This is a genomic window from Microbacterium sp. NPDC058269 (assembly GCF_042881445.1).
GTDB lineage: Bacteria > Actinomycetota > Actinomycetes > Actinomycetales > Microbacteriaceae > Microbacterium.
Genome location: NZ_JBHVXT010000001.1, coordinates 1,470,077 through 1,486,471, shown reverse-complemented (window position 1 = coordinate 1,486,471; position 16,395 = coordinate 1,470,077). Strand labels below are relative to the sequence as shown.

The window sequence follows — 16,395 nt, the reverse complement described above, 5'->3', positions numbered from 1 at the left end:
GTTACGCTGTTCACGGGGATTGGCGTGACATGCTTCCCCCGCGCGAGCGAGGAGACACCCATGAGTCAGCCCTACCCTGCACCGGCACCGACACGCGGTCCGTCAGTGCCACCGCCTCCGCCCGCTCCCGCGCAGGCCCCCGCCCCCGCAGCCTCACCCTCCACGACGAGCAGCGCACCGACCGACGCCGAGATGGCCAGGGCCTCCGAGGTGCTGCGGATCATCTCCGCCTCATACTCCGCGAAGATGGTCGGCCAGGACCGGCTGCGCACGAGCCTGCTGGTGTCCCTCATCGCTGGCGGGCACATCCTGCTCGAGAGCGTGCCGGGGCTGGCGAAGACCACCGCGGCCAGCACCCTCGCCGACACGGTGAAGGCGCAGTTCAAGCGCATCCAGTGCACGCCCGACCTGCTGCCGAGCGACATCACGGGCAACCAGATCTACGACGCGGCGACGGGCTCGTTTCGCACCGTGCTCGGCCCCGTGCACGCGAACTTCGTGCTTCTCGACGAGATCAACCGCTCCAGCGCCAAGACGCAGAGCGCCATGCTCGAGGCGATGCAGGAGCACCAGACCACGATCGGCGGAGAGATCCACCACCTGCCGAAGCCGTTCCTCGTGATCGCGACGCAGAACCCGATCGAGCAGGAGGGCACGTACGAGCTGCCCGAGGCGCAGATGGACCGCTTCCTGCTCAAGGAGATCGTCGAGTACCCGAGCCCCGCCGAAGAGCTCGAGGTGCTTAGCCGCATCGACTCCGGGGTGCTCGACCCCGACCGGCACGTGGCCAGCGCCGTCAGCCTCGACGATGTGCACCTGCTGCAGGATGTGGCGAGCCGCATCTACGTCGACCCCGCGATCCGCAACTACATCGTGTCGATCGCCTACGTCACCCGGAACCCTGCGCCGTACATCGGCGAGGAGCGTGCGCGCTTCATCAAGTACGGCGCGAGTCCGCGTGCGAGCATCGCGTTCCTGCAGGCTTCGCGAGCGCTGGCACTGCTCAAGGGCCGCTCGCACGTGCTGCCCGAAGACATCCGGGAGCTGCGGCACCTGGTCCTCCGCCACCGCGTGCTGCTGACGTTCGAGGCCGACGCCGAGGGCATCCGCAGCGAGGAGATCATCGACCAGATCTTCGCGTCGGTTCCCACGCCCTGACCCGTCCATGACCAGCCTGATCACGCAGGTGAAGAGCAAGCTCTTCATCCACTCGACGCGCAAGTCGCTGCACGCGCTCGACGGCGCCTACGCGTCGCTGCTGCGCGGGCGGAGCCTCGACTTCGAAGACCTGCGCAAGTACGAGTACGGCGATCAGGTGCGCGACATCGACTGGCGGGCGACCGCCCGGCTGGGAACGCCTCTGGTGAAGCGGTCGCGTGCGACGCGCATGCACACCGTGCTGTTCGTGGTCGACACCGGGCGGTCGATGTCGGCTCTCGCCGCCGACGAGCAGTCGAAGAAGCAGCTGGCGATCCTGGCGACCGGAGTGCTCGGCGTGCTGACCCTGCGCCACGGCGACGACTTCACCACGGTCTACGGCGACTCCGCGAAGGTGCGCCGGCTCGCGCCGGGTCGCAGCGAGGGGGCGCTCGAACACGCGCTGCGCACGATCGACCGTGCCATCGACGAGAGCAGCGCACCGAGCGACCGCGATGCCCTCCTGTCGTTCGTCACCCGCACGATCGCCCGACGCATGATCGTGGTGGTGATCACCGACGAGGCCCCCGTCACGAGCGAGACGGAGCGGATGCTGCGCCGACTGCGCGTGCAGCACGACGTGCTGTGGCTCACGCTGCGCGACGCCGAACCCGTGCTGGACCACGCCACCGGGCGCGTCCGCACCGACGTCGACAGCCGCTGGCAGGTACCGGGCTTCGTGCAGGGCGACCGTGAGATCGTGCAGGAGCTGACCGCACAGCGCGAGGCCGATGCCGCACACCTCGCCGAACTCCTCACCCGCATGGAGATCAGCCACTCCACGCTGAACGGGCAGGACGACGCCGTCGCGCAGCTGCTGACGCTGCTGAATCGGAGGTCGAATGCCCGGGTCTGACGAGCTCTATCCGCCGGCGCAGTACGGCTGGGGCTGGATGCTGCTCGCGATCGGCATCCTCGCGCTGCTGGCCCTGGGAGCGTGGCTGCTGATCGCGCTCACCCGGCCGCGTCGCACCCTGGCGGTCGCCGACGCGAACGCGGGGCAGGCTCCGCTGGTCATCGACGTGCTCTCGCAGCTGCGCACCGAGTATCAGACGCGCATCCAGCAGATCGAGTCCGAGTACCTCGAACGCCGCCTCTCCGCCCGGCAGGCGAACCTCGAGTTGAGCCGGGTCGTCCGCGCCTTCGTGAACGAGTACAGCGGCCTGGAGGCTCCGGTCCTCGCCCTCGACGACCTCGTCGCACGCGGCGTGCACCCCGCGCTCATCGATGCGCTGGGCAGGCACTACTACCCGAGCATCTTCCGTCCGGGACCGGTGATCGATCCGGTGGCCGGCGCCGAGGCGGCCAGGACGGTGGTGCGCACGTGGCACTAGCCAACGTCTGGATGCTGTGGGCCGCGGTCGCCGTCGTGCTGATCGCGCTCACGATCGGCCTCGTGGTCGGACTCCGGCGGAACGGGCGCGCCCGGGGTGGCGACGCCGCCCGCATCGCCCGCGCCGAGCGCCTACGCACGCTGCCCTCGTTCCGCCGTGCATTGACGCGACGGGCGCTCGCCCTCTCAGGCATCCTCGCCCTCGGCGCGACGGCCGCGATCGTGGCGGGTGTGGTGGCGGCGCGACCGATGTCGGTGCAGACCGTGCAACCCATCGACACGAGCCGCGACATCATGCTGTGCCTCGACGTCTCCGGCTCCATGACCGAGGTCGATGTCGAGGTGCTGACGGTGTTCGACGAACTGCTGGACGACTTCGAGGGCGAGCGGATCGGGCTGACGATCTTCAACAGCTCGCCCGTGCAGATCTTCCCCCTGACCGACGACTACGACTTCGTCCGCGAGCACGTCGAGAGCATGATCCAGAGCTTCGATCGCGGAACCGGTGTTCCGGAGCACTGGATCGGCACGCTCAACGGCGACGGAGCCTCGCTGATCGGAGACGGTCTGGCCGCCTGCACGATGGGCTTCGACAACCCGGACGACGACCGCTCGCGCTCGGTGATCTTCGCCACCGACAACGAGGTCAACGGCGCCTCGATCGTGACACTCGAAGAGGCGGCCGCCTACGCCGCCTCGAAGGACGTGCGGGTCTTCGCGCTGAACCCGGTTCAGGGCAAGGATGCCGACGTCAGCGCGGAGTTGAGCGCTGCGGCCGAGGCGACCGGCGGCGCCGCGTTCGGCCTGCGCGACACGACGACCGTCTCCGACATCGTGACCCAGGTGCAGGAGCAGGAGGCGACCGAGCTGCGCGGGAAGGCGCAGGTGCTCTGGACCGACACTCCGAACCTGTGGATCGTGGTGCTCTCGATCTGCCTGCTCGGGTTCGTCGTGGTGCTGTGGAGGGTGCGACTGTGATCTTCCAACCCGTGCTCGACCCGCTGCTGATCGCCCTGCTGTGCGCGCCCGTCGCCGTCCTCGCCGTCTGGGTGCTGGTGCGCCCGCCGACATCCGCCGGAGTATCGATCACCGATCGTCGAGCGCTCGCCGGGCATCGTGCTCTGTGGGTCATGCGACTGCTGCTGGTGCTCGCCTGCTTCGCGATGATGCTGCGTCCGGGCATCCCCGGCGGTGCCACCCAGACCCTCGCGACGGACACCGACATCGTGCTCGTCGTCGACACCACCGCGAGCATCGTGGCGGAGGACTGGGGCGACGGCGAACCGCGGCTCGACGGCATCCGCGACGACGTGCAGGCGCTCGTCGAGGAGTATCCGGGTGCGCGCTTCGCCCTCATCACCTCGGATTCGGCGGCCGAGCTGCGGATGCCGTTGACCACCGACACCACCGCGCTCATGGGCTCTCTCGAGGTGCTGCGCCCCGAGGTGACCAGCCAGTCCCACGGAAGCTCCATCGGCATCGCCGCCCCGCTGCTGTCGGAGACGCTCGCGTCGGCAGCCGAGTCGTCTCCCGACCGCTCGCGCATGGTGTTCTACTTCGGTGACGGAGAGCAGACCGTCGACACACCGCCGGAGTCGTTCAGCTCGAGCGAGAAGTACACCGATTCGGGCGCGGTGTTCGGATACGGCACCGCCGAGGGCGGACCCATGCGCATCACCACGGGCGGAGTCTCCGATCAGGGCGACGACTACATCCAGTACCAGGGTGCGGACGCGCTCTCGGTGATCGACGAGTCGAACCTCGAGGCCATCGCCGACGAGCTCGGCGTCGAGTACGCGCACCGGACGGCGGATGCCGCACCCGCCCTCCCCGAGGCCCCCTCGACCACCACCGACTACGCCGATTCGGGCGAGGTCGGCAACGTCACCGAGCTGTACTGGATCGCGGCACTTCTCATCCTCGCCATCCTGGGCGTGGAGCTCACGCGCGCCACCACGCTGATCGCACGGCTCCGGCAACTGCGCGCGCCGCGGCAGCGCCCAGGGCGGGGAGGAACCTCATGACGATGCCGAATGAAGCCGCCGCCCTTCTCCGGTCGAATCGGCGTCGTCGCCGCATCCGTCGCTGGGTCGCGATCGGAACGATTCCCCTCACCCTCGCGGCGCTGCTCTTCGTGGGCAAGCTGCTGAGCATGTACGCGTTCGCGCACCAGTCCATCACCGCCTATGTGGTGGACGACTTCGCCGGGTCGGAGGCCTCGGCGCGCGGACAGGAGTTCCTGAACTGGTTCGAGCCGTACAAGGCGCCGTTCAACGTCGGCACGGCGCTCGGCGGGGCGGAGCAGCTGCCGGAAGCACGGACCCAGCTCGAGGAGGCACTCGACCTCTCGACCGGGCTGGAGGTGTGCGCGGTGCGGATCAACCTCGCGCTGGTCGTCGAACGCATGGGCGATGCCGCCCGCGCGGATGGTGATGGCGCGGGTGCCGCCGCACTCTACGGCGAGGCGCTCACGATCACGGTCGAGACCCCCGAGGAATGCCGCAGCGACGAGGCCCAGCAGCAGTCGCCCGACCCTCAACGCGACATGGTGGACTCCCTCGACGGCACGGCCGACCGGTTGAAGCAGAAGCAGCAGGAGGAGCAGGAGCAGCAGCCCCAACCGCAGCCCGGCGAGAAGGAGCAGCCCACCGACGACAAGCTGAAGGGCCTTCAGGACAAGCTGGAGCAGGGCACACAGGAACGCGATCAGCAGCAGGGCGACGACCCCGGCGGTTCGGGAACGGAGAAGCCGTGGTGAGCGATCACGAGAAGCAGCGCGCGCGCTACATCGCGGGGACCGAAGGCGCTCCACCCGTTCCCCCACCCGGCGGCTATCGCGGGGCGCGGCGTGAGGCGTTCGGACCGACACCCAGCCCGACCGTCGTGGCGCCTGCACCGGCGGTCGAACCGAAGAAGCCGGCGAACGCCCTCGGCTGGATCGCGCTGGCCACATCGATCCTCTTCGCCGTGATCCTGCTCGGCACCCTGATCGCGGCCGCCACCGACCTGCTCTACGGCATCACGATGCTCGCCCTGCAGCTCGTGGTGGTCGCCGTCATCGTCGCCGCCCTGTTCTCGGCACGCGGGCGGATGCTCGGGGCGATCGCCCTGGTCGTGACGATGCTGTTCAACGTCGCCACCGTCGGCGGCATGAGCGCCCTGCAGACCTCGGCCTCCGGCAACTACGAGGGCACGAAGACAGCCGCGCAGAAGCACGCAGAGGCCTATCCCGCGATCAAGGGCACCGATCCGCAGCAGACTCTCTCACAGCAGTCGCTCGAAGAGGTGCGCGCACAGGCCGATGCGATGTTCGCCGACGTCCGCGCGCGGCTCACCGAGGAGTTCGGCTACTCCTGGACGCCGGTGGGCGACGAAGACCTGCGACCGGAGCGCAACGGCTACGGCGGCGAGTCGATGCTGGTGGAGTACACCTCCGCCTCCTGGGCGACCAACGAACCCATCCAGGACTACGACCGCAAGCTCGAGGTGATGGCCGTGATCAGCGAGGTCGTCGTCGACCACGGCCTGTGGGACCTGTACTCCTTCAACGATCCGACGATGTCGGGCATCGACACCGGGATGATCGCGAAGCTGTACGGCAGCGACGATCCGCGCACGCAGACGACGTGGGAGTACTACACCGAGAACTTCCCCGATCCCCTGCGCTTCTACGCCACCATCAACGACCTGTCGAACGATCGGGACGGCGGATTCCTGGCCTCGCGCGAGGCGCAGAACGCCCGCACCGGCGAGCCCCTCGAGGGCCTGCAGCTGACCGTGATCGCGAGCGGGGTGCTCAGCGAAGCCGATCGCGAGGAGTTCGAGACCAGGCTGCAGGACTACCCCGGTTTCGAGTGACCGGCGTTCAGCGCGGTCGCGCCAGGGTCGTGTCAGTCATCAGAACTCCTTTGTCCTCGGCCGCCATCGCAGCGGCGTTCCGTCAGCCTCCCGCACGCCGCAAACGAGAGTAACCCGCCAGCCGAGGCCGATCCGACGGTTCGAGTCCGCCGGATGGCGGGGTATACCGCTTCGGCATCCGGCGGACTCCCTTGAAGGCGCGTACCGCGCTGGATAGCCTGGCGCCAGAGGGAAGGATGCGCGCATGATTCGAGTGCTCGACGAGCAGCAGTCCTACGAGTTGCTGACCACCACCACGATCGGCCGGGTCGGCTTCGTTCACGAGGGTCGGGTGCAGATCCTTCCCGTGAACTTCGCGGTCTCCGGTCACGACCTGCTCCTTCGCACCGCCCCCGACGGCGTGCTGGGAATTCTGACCCGCGAGCCGCTGGAGGTCGCGTTCGAGGTGGATTATCACGACCCGCTCGGCAACACGGCATGGAGCGTGCTGATGCACGGCAGCCTCTCGCGGGTCCCCGATGACGAAGCGGCGGGCGAGGCTGCTCGCGTGCACCCATGGGCGGGCGAGGATCGGAACCTTCCGCTGTCGTTCCGCATCGAGAGCATCACGGGCCGAAGCGTCCGCCGGGATCAGTTCCGCGGTAAGGACTGACGCGCAGGCGGACCACAGCCTGTCGCTCCTCTGCGCTCAGGATGCGAGGGCCAGACCCGCGGCGAGCGCGAAGCCCAGCACGGTCGCCAGTCCCGTCGACTCCTTGGCTTTGGACTGCGCCTCGGGGATCATCGAGTCGACCAGCATGACGAGCAGCGCTCCGGCCGCGAAGCCGCTCGCCGCCGAACGGAAGTCGTCGCCGGTGATGCTCGCGAGGCCGAAGCCGGCGACGGTGGCGACCGCGCAGATCACGGCCACGCCCGCCCAGAGCAGCAGCACACGTGATTTCGCCATGCCACCTTCGAGCAGGTCGGCTGCCGAGCCGATCGACTCCGGAAGGTTCGAGACCAGGATCGCGACCACGAGCGCGATGCTGACCGGCTCACCGGAGGCGAGGCCGATACCGAGCACCAGCTGCTCGGGAATGCCGTCGAGCAGAGCGCCCACGGCGAGCTGACCTCCACCCGCCTGCTCCTTGCTCTTCGCGGCCCGGGCATCGAGGATGCGGTCGGCGATGTAGTAGCTGATCGCTCCCGCCGCGACGCCGACAACGAGGGGAACGGGTCCGGCGAGGTCGAGCCCCTCCTCCCAGAGCTCGAATGCGATCGAAGCCATCAGCGCGCCCGCGCCGAATCCGAGCACGATGCCGAGCCAGCGCGGTGGCCAGGTGCGCAGCAGCGCGAGCACCGCACCGATGAACAGCGGCGCGGCCGCGACCACACCCCACAGGATTGCTCCACCCATGTCCGACCTCCGTGCGCCCTACTCTCCCACCTCCGCGGCGCTCTGCCGGCTCGACATCGGCGAAGACGGAGACGTGTCGTGCGTGCGTCGACCCATCACGTCACGAGGATGTCGTTCAGTCGGAGTAGTCGGCGTTCGGGGTGACGAACGTCGCCGTGTACTCCTCGGTGCAGGGCGTCAGGACATAGACCTTGCCCCAACCCCAGCCCATGAGCATCGGATCGTCCTGGCTCAGGCGCGTCTGCCGGTCACCCGCCTCGATGACGACCCACCCCGCATCGTCCGTCCGCCAGCTGGCCTTCCCGACGAACGGGGTCACGTCGCCGTTGAGGCACACCCGCCCGTCGTCGAGCTCCCGTTCCTCGGTGCCGAGCATCAGCGCCGAGACCTCGGCTGATCCGTCTTCCCTGAGCGTGAAACCGGTGAGTTCCGAGGCCTCTTCGAAGCCGTGATACGTCGCGGGGAACGACAGGTGCGCCGCCATGTCCTGCCGCGCGAGCGTCGACCCACGGAAGGCGTGGACCGCCAGGACGACAAGCACGACCAGAATCGCGGCGAGAATCGCACCTCCCGCGATGAACCACCACCTGCGCGACCCTGCTCTCTGCATGGCCACAATGTAGCGGCGGATCCTGGACGGGAACCACCGATATGAAGCACCGGCCTCACCCCCGCGCTGCACCATTCGAATGGTATTCTCATGGCATGAAGGCAACCATGGACAAGGCAGGGCGGATCGTCATCCCCGCTGCGCTCCGCGAGCGCGTCGGATTGATCCCTGGTCCTGTCGATCTCATCCTCGACGGCAACGGCATCCGCATCGAGATCGAGGCCCCCGACAACCTCATCGAGAAGGGCGGGCGTCTCGTCATCACGGGCGGACCGACACTCACCGTGGATGACATCCGGGAGCTGCGACTTGCCGATCAGCGCTGATCTCCTCCTCGATACGAGCGCCGCGATCGCGCTGGTTCATGACAGGAATCCCGCGCACGAACGTGTGCTCGAACTCACGCAGGATCGCGTGCTCGGCCTCGCCGGGCACGCGGCCATCGAGGCCTATTCAGTGCTGACGCGCATGCCCGGTGCAGCACGCGTCAGTCCCGATCGCGCACGAGAGATCATCGAGCGATCCTTCCCTGCTTTCGCACCGCTCTCCGCCGCCTCGGCCAAGACCGCGATCACGACTTTCGCCAACGCCGGCATCGCCGGAGGGTCGGTCTACGACGGACTCGTCGGTCTGGCCGCACGCGATGCAGCCGTCCCGCTCCTCACGTGCGATCGCCGGGCCATGGGCACCTATGCCGCACTGCAGGTCGAAGTCCTCCTCGCCTGAGGCCCCCCTCGCACGCAATGAGGCGAGACAGGGCGACACGCCGCCCGCGGATAGACTGGGAGTCATGTCCAAGGTCCTCCAGTCCCTGCCCGTCGGCGAGCGCGTCGGCATCGCCTTCTCCGGAGGACTCGACACCTCCGTCGCCGTCGCGTGGATGCGCGAGAAGGGCGCCGTTCCCTTCACGTACACCGGCGACCTCGGTCAGTACGACGAGGATGACATCGCATCGATCCCCGGCCGCGCGCTGGAGTACGGCGCCGAGGCCTCGCGTCTGATCGACTGCAAGACCGCCCTGGTCGAAGAGGGCTTCGTCGCCCTCTCCTGCGGTGCGTTCCACATCCGCTCCGGCGGCAAGACCTACTTCAACACGACGCCCCTCGGCCGCGCGGTCACCGGCACCATGCTGGTGCGCGCCATGAAGGAGGACGGCGTCGACATCTGGGGCGACGGCTCCACCTACAAGGGCAACGACATCGAGCGGTTCTACCGATACGGCCTGCTCGCCAACCCGCGTCTGCGCATCTACAAGCCGTGGCTCGACGCCGACTTCGTCACCGAGCTCGGCGGCCGCAAGGAGATGAGCGACTGGCTCGTCGCCCGCGACTTCCCGTACCGCGACTCCGCCGAGAAGGCCTACTCGACCGACGCGAACATCTGGGGCGCGACACACGAGGCCAAGACGCTCGAGCACCTGGACGTCTCGCTCGAGACCGTCGACCCGATCATGGGCGTGAAGTTCTGGGACCCGTCCGTGGCGATCGAGACCGAAGACGTCACCGTCACGTTCGAGGCCGGCCGCCCCGTCGCCATCAACGGCGTCGAGTACTCCGACCCGGTGGCTCTCGTCATGGAGGCGAACACGATCGGCGGACGCCACGGCCTCGGCATGAGCGACCAGATCGAGAACCGCATCATCGAGGCGAAGTCCCGCGGCATCTACGAGGCCCCGGCCATGTCGCTGCTGTTCATCGCCTACGAGCGCCTGGTCAACGGCATCCTGAACGAAGACACCCTCGCGACCTACCACGAGCAGGGTCGCCGCCTCGGCCGCCTCATGTACGAGGGCCGCTGGCTCGAGCCGCAGTCGCTCATGCTGCGCGAGTCGATCCAGCGCTGGGTCGGCCTCACGATCTCGGGAACCGTCACGATCCGTCTGCGCCGCGGCGATGACTGGACCATCCTCGACACCGTCTCACCGAACCTCTCGTACGGCCCCGAGAAGCTGTCGATGGAGCGCGTCGGCGACGCCGCCTTCGGCCCGGTCGACCGCATCGGCCAGCTCACCATGCGCAACCTCGACATCGCCGACTCGCGTGCCCGCCTCGAGCAGTACGCCGGACTCGGCCTCGTCGGAGGTGCGACCGGCGAGCTCGTCGGCCGTGTGACCGCCGGCGAGTCGAGCGAGATCACCGAGTCGGTCCACGGTTCGATCTCCGAGGCCGATGAAACCCTCGCCGAGGCGGTCGACTCGGCGTCCGAGGGCGCGGCCTTCGACTCGGGCACCGACTGACCCACCGACGCACGCACTGATGCGCCGACGCCCTCCGGGTGTCGGCGCATCGTGCGTTCAGGCCCCGGTTCGCTCAGCGATCGTCCGCCGCAGTGCGGTCGATGATGCTCGGAAGCACATCGTCGAAGAGGATCACGAGGGCCGCGCGCACCTGAGTCGCGTCGCGACGCACGATGGCCTCGCGGATCTCGAGCGTGGACTTCTCGCTCGCCACCCAATCGAACGAGCCGCCCGCGTGCTGCGTGAAGCGTCGGATCTGCGGTCCGAGCAGCTCGATCACGGACTCCCGCACGGCATTGCCCTCGAGACGCGCGAAGCCGATCGCGATGGCTCGCAGGGCGACGCCATAGGCCAGCACATCTCGCTGCCGCCCCGCGGTGAACATGTTCTCGGTCAAGTCCACGAGGTAGGTGACGTCATCCTCCTGGATCTGCGGCATCGCGTGCCGAACCGAGCCGATCCAGCTGTCGCCGAAGACCGCCATCGCATCCCGGATCCGGTCGAGGTCGAGCGGGGCAACCCGCGTGGAGCGATTTCGCTGCATCTCGACGAGCCCCTGTTCGGCCAGACGCGCCAGAGCATGTCTGACGGGCGTCTTGGAGGTCCCCAAGTCCTCCGCGAGCTCCGAGTCGCGCAGGCGCTCCCCCGGCCTCAGCTCACCATCGACGATCGCATCTCGCAGCCTGCGATAGACGTCATCACTCATCGTTCGTCGTTCCCGCGCGACATCGATGCCTGCCAAATCACACCCTCCCTCGACCACAGCGGTTCCCCCACCACTCGAACGGTCGACACACGCGAACCGGACTTTCTCACATCCGGAACCGGCGCCACCCCATATACGCGCCAGCGCGCAACGCGTAACATAACACAGCTGGTTCTGAAAGAAGCTGTGCACGCGGACTCGCGGGTGCGCTCCTGTTCGCGACGATCGGGGTGACCCGGATGACGCACCGGCGCACGTTGCGTGATCTGCAGCCGAGCCTGATCGGGTGATCGGTCGGACGCTCGTCACGGAACAACTCGCGGCGAGCGCCGGGGCGGATATGATGCGAAGGCGCGACCCTGAAACGCGCACTGGGGCTCGGTGGGACTGAGTTCCACCTGTCTACCCGAAAGAGTTCTCGACGATGATGACCGATTCGCAGGAGTCCGCCGCACCTTCACGCCCCTCGTTGGGTGTTCGCATCGGACGCATCGCATTCCTCGTGGTGGCCGCGATCGTCGTGGTCGCCGTGGCTGCGGCGTTCTTCGTGACCTGGACGATCCAGCGCTCCTTCCCGCAGACCGAGGGATCCATCGAGCTCGACGGGCTCGCGGCCGAGGTCACCGTGCAGCGCGATGACCGCGGCACCCCGACGATCACCGCCGACTCGACTGACGACCTGTTCTATGCCGAGGGATTCGTGCATGCCCAAGACCGGTTCTTCGAGATGGACTTCCGTCGGCACGTGACCGCCGGCCGTGTCGCCGAGATGTTCGGGGAGTCGCAGGCGGGGACCGACGCGTTCCTGCGCACGCTCGGCTGGCGCAAGGTCGCCGAGGCCGAGGTCGAGGCGATGGACGAGACCACGCGCGGCTACTACGAGGCCTATGCGGATGGCGTGAACGCGTACCTGGCCTCCCGGTCGGGCGCCGAGCTGTCGCTCGAGTACGCCGTGATCGGGCTGCAGAACCCCGAGTATGCGCCCGAACCGTGGGAACCCGCGGACTCCGTCGCCTGGCTCAAGGCCATGGCCTGGGACCTCCGCGGCAACATCGAGGACGAGACCGAACGGTCACTGCTCGCCGCTGAGCTGAGCGGTGGCACGGACAACGGTGGCACGGGTGGCGACGGCACGGGTGGCGACGGCACGGGTGGCGACGGCACAGAGAGCGCAGCCGTCGGCGACACGCTCGCGAAGCTCTACCCCGACTACCCGTTCGACGAGAACCCCGTGATCGTCCCGAAGATCTCGACCGTTCCCGCCCTCGGCACCGACGCGGAGCCCGCGGCCTTCACCTCCGCCGAGACGGAGGGCGAGGTCCAGCAGGCATCCACGACCATCGAATGGCAGGAGACCTCGAACGTCATCGAGGCGGCGAGCGTGCTGGTCGGCGATGTCGGCGAGGGCATCGGATCGAACTCCTGGGTCGTCTCCGGAGACCTCACCGAGACCGGGATGCCCCTGCTCGCGAACGATCCGCACCTCGGAGCATCCCTCCCGTCGGTCTGGTACCAGGTGCAGTTGAAGTGCTCGACCGTGAACGAGGCGTGCCCGTTCGACGTCGGAGGCTTCTCGTTCTCCGGGCTCCCCGGCGTCGTGATCGGCCACAATCAGAAGGTGGCCTGGGGATTCACGAACCTCACCACCGACGTCACCGACCTCTACATCGAGCGGGTGGAGGGTGACCAGTACTGGCGCGACGGTGCGCTGGTGCCCCTCGAGGAGAGCACCGAGACGATCAAGGTCGCGGGCGGCGACGACATCGAGCTGACCATCCGCTCGACCGTGCACGGTCCGCTCATCTCCGGCCTCACCGACGACTTCACGGCGATCGCCGACGACCCCGAACCCGCCCTCGACGCCGAGGGGGTCGCCCCGACCACCCCGGCCCCCGGTTCCGACGACGATGCCGAATACGCCGTGAGCCTGCGGTGGACGGCCCTCGACCCCGGCACCGCGGCGACCGCGATCTTCGCGCTCTCCACCGCGCAGGACTTCGAGGACTTCCGCTACGCAGCCTCGCTCTTCGACGTGCCGGCGCAGAACCTCATCTACGCCGACACCGAAGGCAACATCGGCTACCAGACTCCCGGCCGCCTCCCGATCCGCGGTGCCGGCGACGGATGGATGCCCCAACCCGGGTGGGACAGCAGCTACGACTGGACGGGCTTCATCCCGTTCGAGGAGCTGCCGGTGTCGTACAACCCGAACTCCGGCTACATCGTGACCGCGAACAACGCGATCGTGACGGACGACTACGCCTACTTCCTCTCCCGCGACTGGGACTACGGGTATCGCGCGGCGCGGATCGCCCACCTCATCGAGCGGCGCGCGGCCGTCGCACCCCTGACCGCCGACGACATGCGCGAGATCCAGATGGACGACGAGATGTGGATCGGCACTCAACTGGCGACCGCCATGGCCGACATCGACGTATCCGGCGCCGGCCCGACCGAGGCCGTGGAGCTGCTGCAGGGATGGGATGGCCAGAACTCGGCATCGTCCGCGGCCGCCGCCTATGCGAACGTGCTGTGGTCGAACCTGGTGCAGAACATCTTCGCCGAGCGCGAGCAGCCCCTCCCCATCGACGGTCAAGGCCGGCTCTTCACCGTCGTCTCCGACATGCTGGCCGATCCTTCCGACCCGCTCTGGGTCGACGAGCAGATCGACGTCGACGGCATGGAGCAGATGCTGGCACTGTCGGCGGAAGAGGCCTACGACGAGCTCGCGGCCCTGCAGGGCACCGCCGTCTCGCGCTGGAACTGGGGCGACCTGCACGCGATCACCCTCACCAGCGAGACACTCGGCTCCTCGGGCATCGCGCCGATCGAAGCGCTCTTCAACCGAGGGCCGTTCCCGGTGGGCGGAGGTGCGTCCGTGGTGAATGCGACCGGGTGGGAGCTCGGCGTCTCGTATGCGACCACCACCGTGCCGTCGATGCGCATGGTGATCGACCTGTCGGATCTCGACGCGTCGACGTGGAACCACCTCACCGGCGCCTCCGGCCATGCGTACAACGAGCACTACACGGATCAGACGGCGGACTGGGCAGCAGGCATCCAGAAGCCGTGGGCCTACTCCGCGAAGGCGGTGAAGGCGGCTGCCGTCGACACTCTGGCGCTGACTCCGGCCGGCTGAGCGAAGGGCGCGCGACGGCGTCCCGAGCGGCGCCTCAGGATGCTCGGCTACCGTTGGTGGGTGCCATCCAGCTATCTCGCCCCCAAGGGCACCTCCGTCACGCTCCTGGAGTTCGAGCACGGAGGTGCGACCCTCATCGCCGAGACCTTCGGCGACGGACCGCACACGTACCTTCTCCTGCACGGCATCGGCATGGGCCGCAGCGTCTACCTCGACATCGTGCAGCGCCTCGAGGGACGCGTCATCGCGCTCGACCTGCCGGGCTTCGGTGAAGCGCCCGAACCCACACGCACCCTGACCATGGAACGGCACGCCGACCTGGTCGCGGCCTACCTCCAGCACGTCGGCTCGGGGCCCGTCGTGGTGATCGGACACTCGATGGGCAGTCAGATCGCGGCCGAGCTCGCCGCGCGGCATCCGTCTCTCGTCGAGGGAGTCGTGCTCGCCGGCCCCACGGTGAACAAGGCGGCCCGCAACATCGGCGCCCAGGCCCGGTACCTGCTGACCGACCTCGTCGGCGAACGACCCCTGGTCATCTGGCGTGGGGCCCGAGAGTACCTCCGCGGCGGCCCTCACCTCTTCCGCAAGATGCGCGCGACCATCGTGCACGAGCCGGAAGACGCGTTCGTCCGCATCGAGTGCCCGGTGCTGGTGCTTCGCGGCGAAGACGATCCCCTCGCGCCGATGAGCTGGTGCCGCGAGATCCTCGACGCCATCCCGGGCGCCGACCTCGAAGTCATCCCCGACCACGGTCACGGCACGCTGATCAGCGACTCGGAGCCCGCGGCACGCCTGATCCACGAGTTCGCCGCCCGCCTCTGATCCGGCAGCCGGGGTCGCCGGGCTCCGCCTGTTCAGTTTTCAGGACGGTAGGTCGATTCGGCCCCGTTCCGGGCATCTCTGACACGTTTGGCCTTGTTTCTCCTGGAATGTGAACGAGATTCGGGCGCGAGATTCGGGCCCATCATGTCGATGATCTCGCGCAGCGTCTGCTGAGTTACATCGGGTCGGTGCACAATGTCCGCAGCCAACGGACGGACCGTCACGTAGCCGAGGCGTGCCGCGGCCAGATCGCGACCTCGATCCTGCTTCTGCTTTTTCCACCCTTCATGAAATTCCTTGCTGTCGCACTCGATGACAAGCCAGCCCTCCACGACGAAATCCACGCGACCCACCCCCTCGATGAATACCTGGGTCTCGAAGGACACACCGATGGAGCGGAGCATCAGGCGGACGAGCGTCTCCGGGCCGGACTCCGCCGAAGCGTCAACGAGCCGGACCAGGGTCCCGAACCGAGGGGGCAATTCGCGGAACAGCTCTTCCAACTGCACCCGAGTGATGAGCCCGTGATACACCAGGCTGTCGAGAGTCGCCACCGCGGCCCGCGGGGGCTGGCAGCGCACCGAATGCTTGATCGCCGTGCGAAGAGAGGTGGTATGCAGCTGAAGGCAGTCCGGATCCTTCGTCCAGTGAAGGTGCGGATCACCCGACTTCACGATGCCCAATCGAGAGCTATGGGGCGTGACCTGCACGTGCACCGTGGAGACCTTCAGCACGAAGACTCCGACCATCTGCAACAGCGAGAGACATGTGATGCGACCTCCGATGCGGACCGCATCCGCGACCTTGGCATCGACGCCGGGACGCGCGTACCTGTCCCGTCTTAGCCGGACGAGTCGCCCGCCACGCACTGCGGAGGTGATCTGTCGCGTCGTCATTCCCAGGCTGAGCAGGTCGTCGCGTGTGTGGAGCATCGGAGTGAACAAGGCGAGTGAGAGTTGCAGCGGTGTCGGTTTGGGCACAACGAGAGCGTGCCGAAACGTGGTCCCGCCTGGGCACACTCAAACGCAATGTGGATCACTTTCGCGAATGCCCCTGCTGTGGAGGGGACTCGAATCGATCTCGCTCCGGCAGAGAGTT

The 16,395-nt window shown here is 68.0% G+C and carries 17 protein-coding genes; 13 read left to right on the top strand and 4 right to left on the bottom strand.

Translation table 11 applies throughout. The annotated features are described in order from the left end of the window. The first annotated feature begins 192 nt into the window (after positions 1–192). From ACFVWL_RS07385 to ACFVWL_RS07350, 8 genes are all read left to right on the top strand, one after another. Positions 193–1,158 (top strand): AAA family ATPase, encoded by a 966-nt coding sequence (locus ACFVWL_RS07385; RefSeq protein ID WP_387180949.1) that lies wholly within the window; start codon positions 193–195, stop codon positions 1,156–1,158. Positions 1,159–1,165: 7 nt separating this feature from the next. Next, positions 1,166–2,053 (top strand): DUF58 domain-containing protein, encoded by an 888-nt coding sequence (locus tag ACFVWL_RS07380; RefSeq protein WP_387180436.1) that lies wholly within the window; start codon positions 1,166–1,168, stop codon positions 2,051–2,053. Next, positions 2,040–2,531, top strand: a complete 492-nt coding sequence (locus ACFVWL_RS07375) for a hypothetical protein (RefSeq protein ID WP_387180433.1) — start codon at positions 2,040–2,042, stop codon at positions 2,529–2,531. The genes ACFVWL_RS07380 and ACFVWL_RS07375 overlap by 14 nt, the downstream gene beginning before the upstream one ends. Beyond that, complete coding sequence (locus tag ACFVWL_RS07370; protein WP_387180430.1) at positions 2,522–3,508, top strand: VWA domain-containing protein; 987 nt, start codon at positions 2,522–2,524, stop codon at positions 3,506–3,508. The genes ACFVWL_RS07375 and ACFVWL_RS07370 overlap by 10 nt, the downstream gene beginning before the upstream one ends. Beyond that, entirely contained in the window at positions 3,505–4,554 is a 1,050-nt protein-coding gene (locus tag ACFVWL_RS07365; protein WP_387180427.1) for a VWA domain-containing protein, read from the top strand. The genes ACFVWL_RS07370 and ACFVWL_RS07365 overlap by 4 nt, the downstream gene beginning before the upstream one ends. Next, positions 4,551–5,288 carry a hypothetical protein gene (locus tag ACFVWL_RS07360; RefSeq protein WP_387180424.1) on the top strand — a complete coding sequence of 246 codons (738 nt, stop codon included), beginning with the start codon at positions 4,551–4,553 and terminating at the stop codon, positions 5,286–5,288. The genes ACFVWL_RS07365 and ACFVWL_RS07360 overlap by 4 nt, the downstream gene beginning before the upstream one ends. Next, positions 5,285–6,388: a hypothetical protein gene (locus ACFVWL_RS07355; protein WP_387180423.1), complete on the top strand. Its 1,104-nt coding sequence runs from the start codon at positions 5,285–5,287 to the stop codon at positions 6,386–6,388. Before ACFVWL_RS07360 ends, ACFVWL_RS07355 begins: the two co-directional genes overlap by 4 nt. Positions 6,389–6,632: 244 nt before the next feature. Further along, the gene (locus tag ACFVWL_RS07350; RefSeq protein ID WP_387180420.1) at positions 6,633–7,040 is read left to right on the top strand and encodes a pyridoxamine 5'-phosphate oxidase family protein; all 408 of its coding nucleotides are present in this window, start codon (positions 6,633–6,635) and stop codon (positions 7,038–7,040) included. A 36-nt stretch (positions 7,041–7,076) separates the two neighbouring features. On the opposite strand, the gene ACFVWL_RS07345 is transcribed toward ACFVWL_RS07350, so the two are convergent. Together ACFVWL_RS07345 and ACFVWL_RS07340 are read right to left on the bottom strand one after the other, a co-directional pair. Beyond that, positions 7,077–7,784: a ZIP family metal transporter gene (locus ACFVWL_RS07345; RefSeq protein WP_387180417.1), complete on the bottom strand. Its 708-nt coding sequence runs from the start codon at positions 7,782–7,784 to the stop codon at positions 7,077–7,079. Between the two features lie 115 nt (positions 7,785–7,899). Beyond that, positions 7,900–8,394, bottom strand: a complete 495-nt coding sequence (locus ACFVWL_RS07340) for a hypothetical protein (protein WP_387180414.1) — start codon at positions 8,392–8,394, stop codon at positions 7,900–7,902. A gap of 95 nt (positions 8,395–8,489) precedes the next feature. On the opposite strand from ACFVWL_RS07340, the gene ACFVWL_RS07335 reads away from it, so the two are divergent. The 3 genes from ACFVWL_RS07335 to argG all read left to right on the top strand — a co-directional run bounded on the left by ACFVWL_RS07335 (position 8,490) and on the right by argG (position 10,630). Continuing rightward, positions 8,490–8,720, top strand: coding sequence for an AbrB/MazE/SpoVT family DNA-binding domain-containing protein (locus tag ACFVWL_RS07335; protein WP_387180411.1), 231 nt, complete (start codon positions 8,490–8,492; stop codon positions 8,718–8,720). Next, complete coding sequence (locus tag ACFVWL_RS07330; protein ID WP_387180408.1) at positions 8,704–9,120, top strand: PIN domain-containing protein; 417 nt, start codon at positions 8,704–8,706, stop codon at positions 9,118–9,120. The genes ACFVWL_RS07335 and ACFVWL_RS07330 overlap by 17 nt, the downstream gene beginning before the upstream one ends. A 64-nt stretch (positions 9,121–9,184) precedes the next feature. Continuing rightward, on the top strand, positions 9,185–10,630 hold the full coding sequence (gene argG, locus ACFVWL_RS07325) for an argininosuccinate synthase (RefSeq protein ID WP_387180405.1): 1,446 nt from the start codon (positions 9,185–9,187) through the stop codon (positions 10,628–10,630). 73 nt (positions 10,631–10,703) lie between these two features. Here the strand turns inward: argG and ACFVWL_RS07320 are convergent, their stop codons facing one another. Then, positions 10,704–11,336 carry a GntR family transcriptional regulator gene (locus tag ACFVWL_RS07320; RefSeq protein WP_387180402.1) on the bottom strand — a complete coding sequence of 211 codons (633 nt, stop codon included), beginning with the start codon at positions 11,334–11,336 and terminating at the stop codon, positions 10,704–10,706. Between the two features lie 427 nt (positions 11,337–11,763). Here ACFVWL_RS07320 and ACFVWL_RS07315 point away from each other — a divergent pair, with 427 nt between their 5' ends. Further along, the gene (locus ACFVWL_RS07315; protein ID WP_387180946.1) at positions 11,764–14,475 is read left to right on the top strand and encodes a penicillin acylase family protein; all 2,712 of its coding nucleotides are present in this window, start codon (positions 11,764–11,766) and stop codon (positions 14,473–14,475) included. A 60-nt stretch (positions 14,476–14,535) separates the two neighbouring features. Further along, on the top strand, positions 14,536–15,297 hold the full coding sequence (locus tag ACFVWL_RS07310; RefSeq protein ID WP_387180400.1) for an alpha/beta fold hydrolase: 762 nt from the start codon (positions 14,536–14,538) through the stop codon (positions 15,295–15,297). Between the two features lie 32 nt (positions 15,298–15,329). On the opposite strand, the gene ACFVWL_RS07305 is transcribed toward ACFVWL_RS07310, so the two are convergent. After that, a complete protein-coding gene (locus ACFVWL_RS07305; protein ID WP_387180397.1) occupies positions 15,330–16,277 on the bottom strand; it encodes an endonuclease domain-containing protein in 948 nt (315 codons plus the stop codon). Positions 16,278–16,395 lie beyond the last annotated feature (118 nt).

Excerpts from the sequence above, each read along its gene's own strand:
- ACFVWL_RS07385 (WP_387180949.1), top strand. The coding sequence starts at position 193 with ATGGCCAGGGCCTCCGAGGTGCTGCGGATCATCTCCGCCTCATACTCC.
- ACFVWL_RS07380 (WP_387180436.1), top strand. The coding sequence starts at position 1,166 with ATGACCAGCCTGATCACGCAGGTGAAGAGCAAGCTCTTCATCCACTCG.
- ACFVWL_RS07375 (WP_387180433.1), top strand. The coding sequence starts at position 2,040 with ATGCCCGGGTCTGACGAGCTCTATCCGCCGGCGCAGTACGGCTGGGGC.
- ACFVWL_RS07360 (WP_387180424.1), top strand. The coding sequence starts at position 4,551 with ATGACGATGCCGAATGAAGCCGCCGCCCTTCTCCGGTCGAATCGGCGT.
- ACFVWL_RS07350 (WP_387180420.1), top strand. The coding sequence starts at position 6,633 with ATGATTCGAGTGCTCGACGAGCAGCAGTCCTACGAGTTGCTGACCACC.
- ACFVWL_RS07345 (WP_387180417.1), bottom strand. The coding sequence starts at position 7,784 with ATGGGTGGAGCAATCCTGTGGGGTGTGGTCGCGGCCGCGCCGCTGTTC.
- ACFVWL_RS07340 (WP_387180414.1), bottom strand. The coding sequence starts at position 8,394 with ATGCAGAGAGCAGGGTCGCGCAGGTGGTGGTTCATCGCGGGAGGTGCG.
- ACFVWL_RS07335 (WP_387180411.1), top strand. The coding sequence starts at position 8,490 with ATGAAGGCAACCATGGACAAGGCAGGGCGGATCGTCATCCCCGCTGCG.
- argG (WP_387180405.1), top strand. The coding sequence starts at position 9,185 with ATGTCCAAGGTCCTCCAGTCCCTGCCCGTCGGCGAGCGCGTCGGCATC.
- ACFVWL_RS07320 (WP_387180402.1), bottom strand. The coding sequence starts at position 11,336 with ATGAGTGATGACGTCTATCGCAGGCTGCGAGATGCGATCGTCGATGGT.
- ACFVWL_RS07315 (WP_387180946.1), top strand. The coding sequence starts at position 11,764 with ATGACCGATTCGCAGGAGTCCGCCGCACCTTCACGCCCCTCGTTGGGT.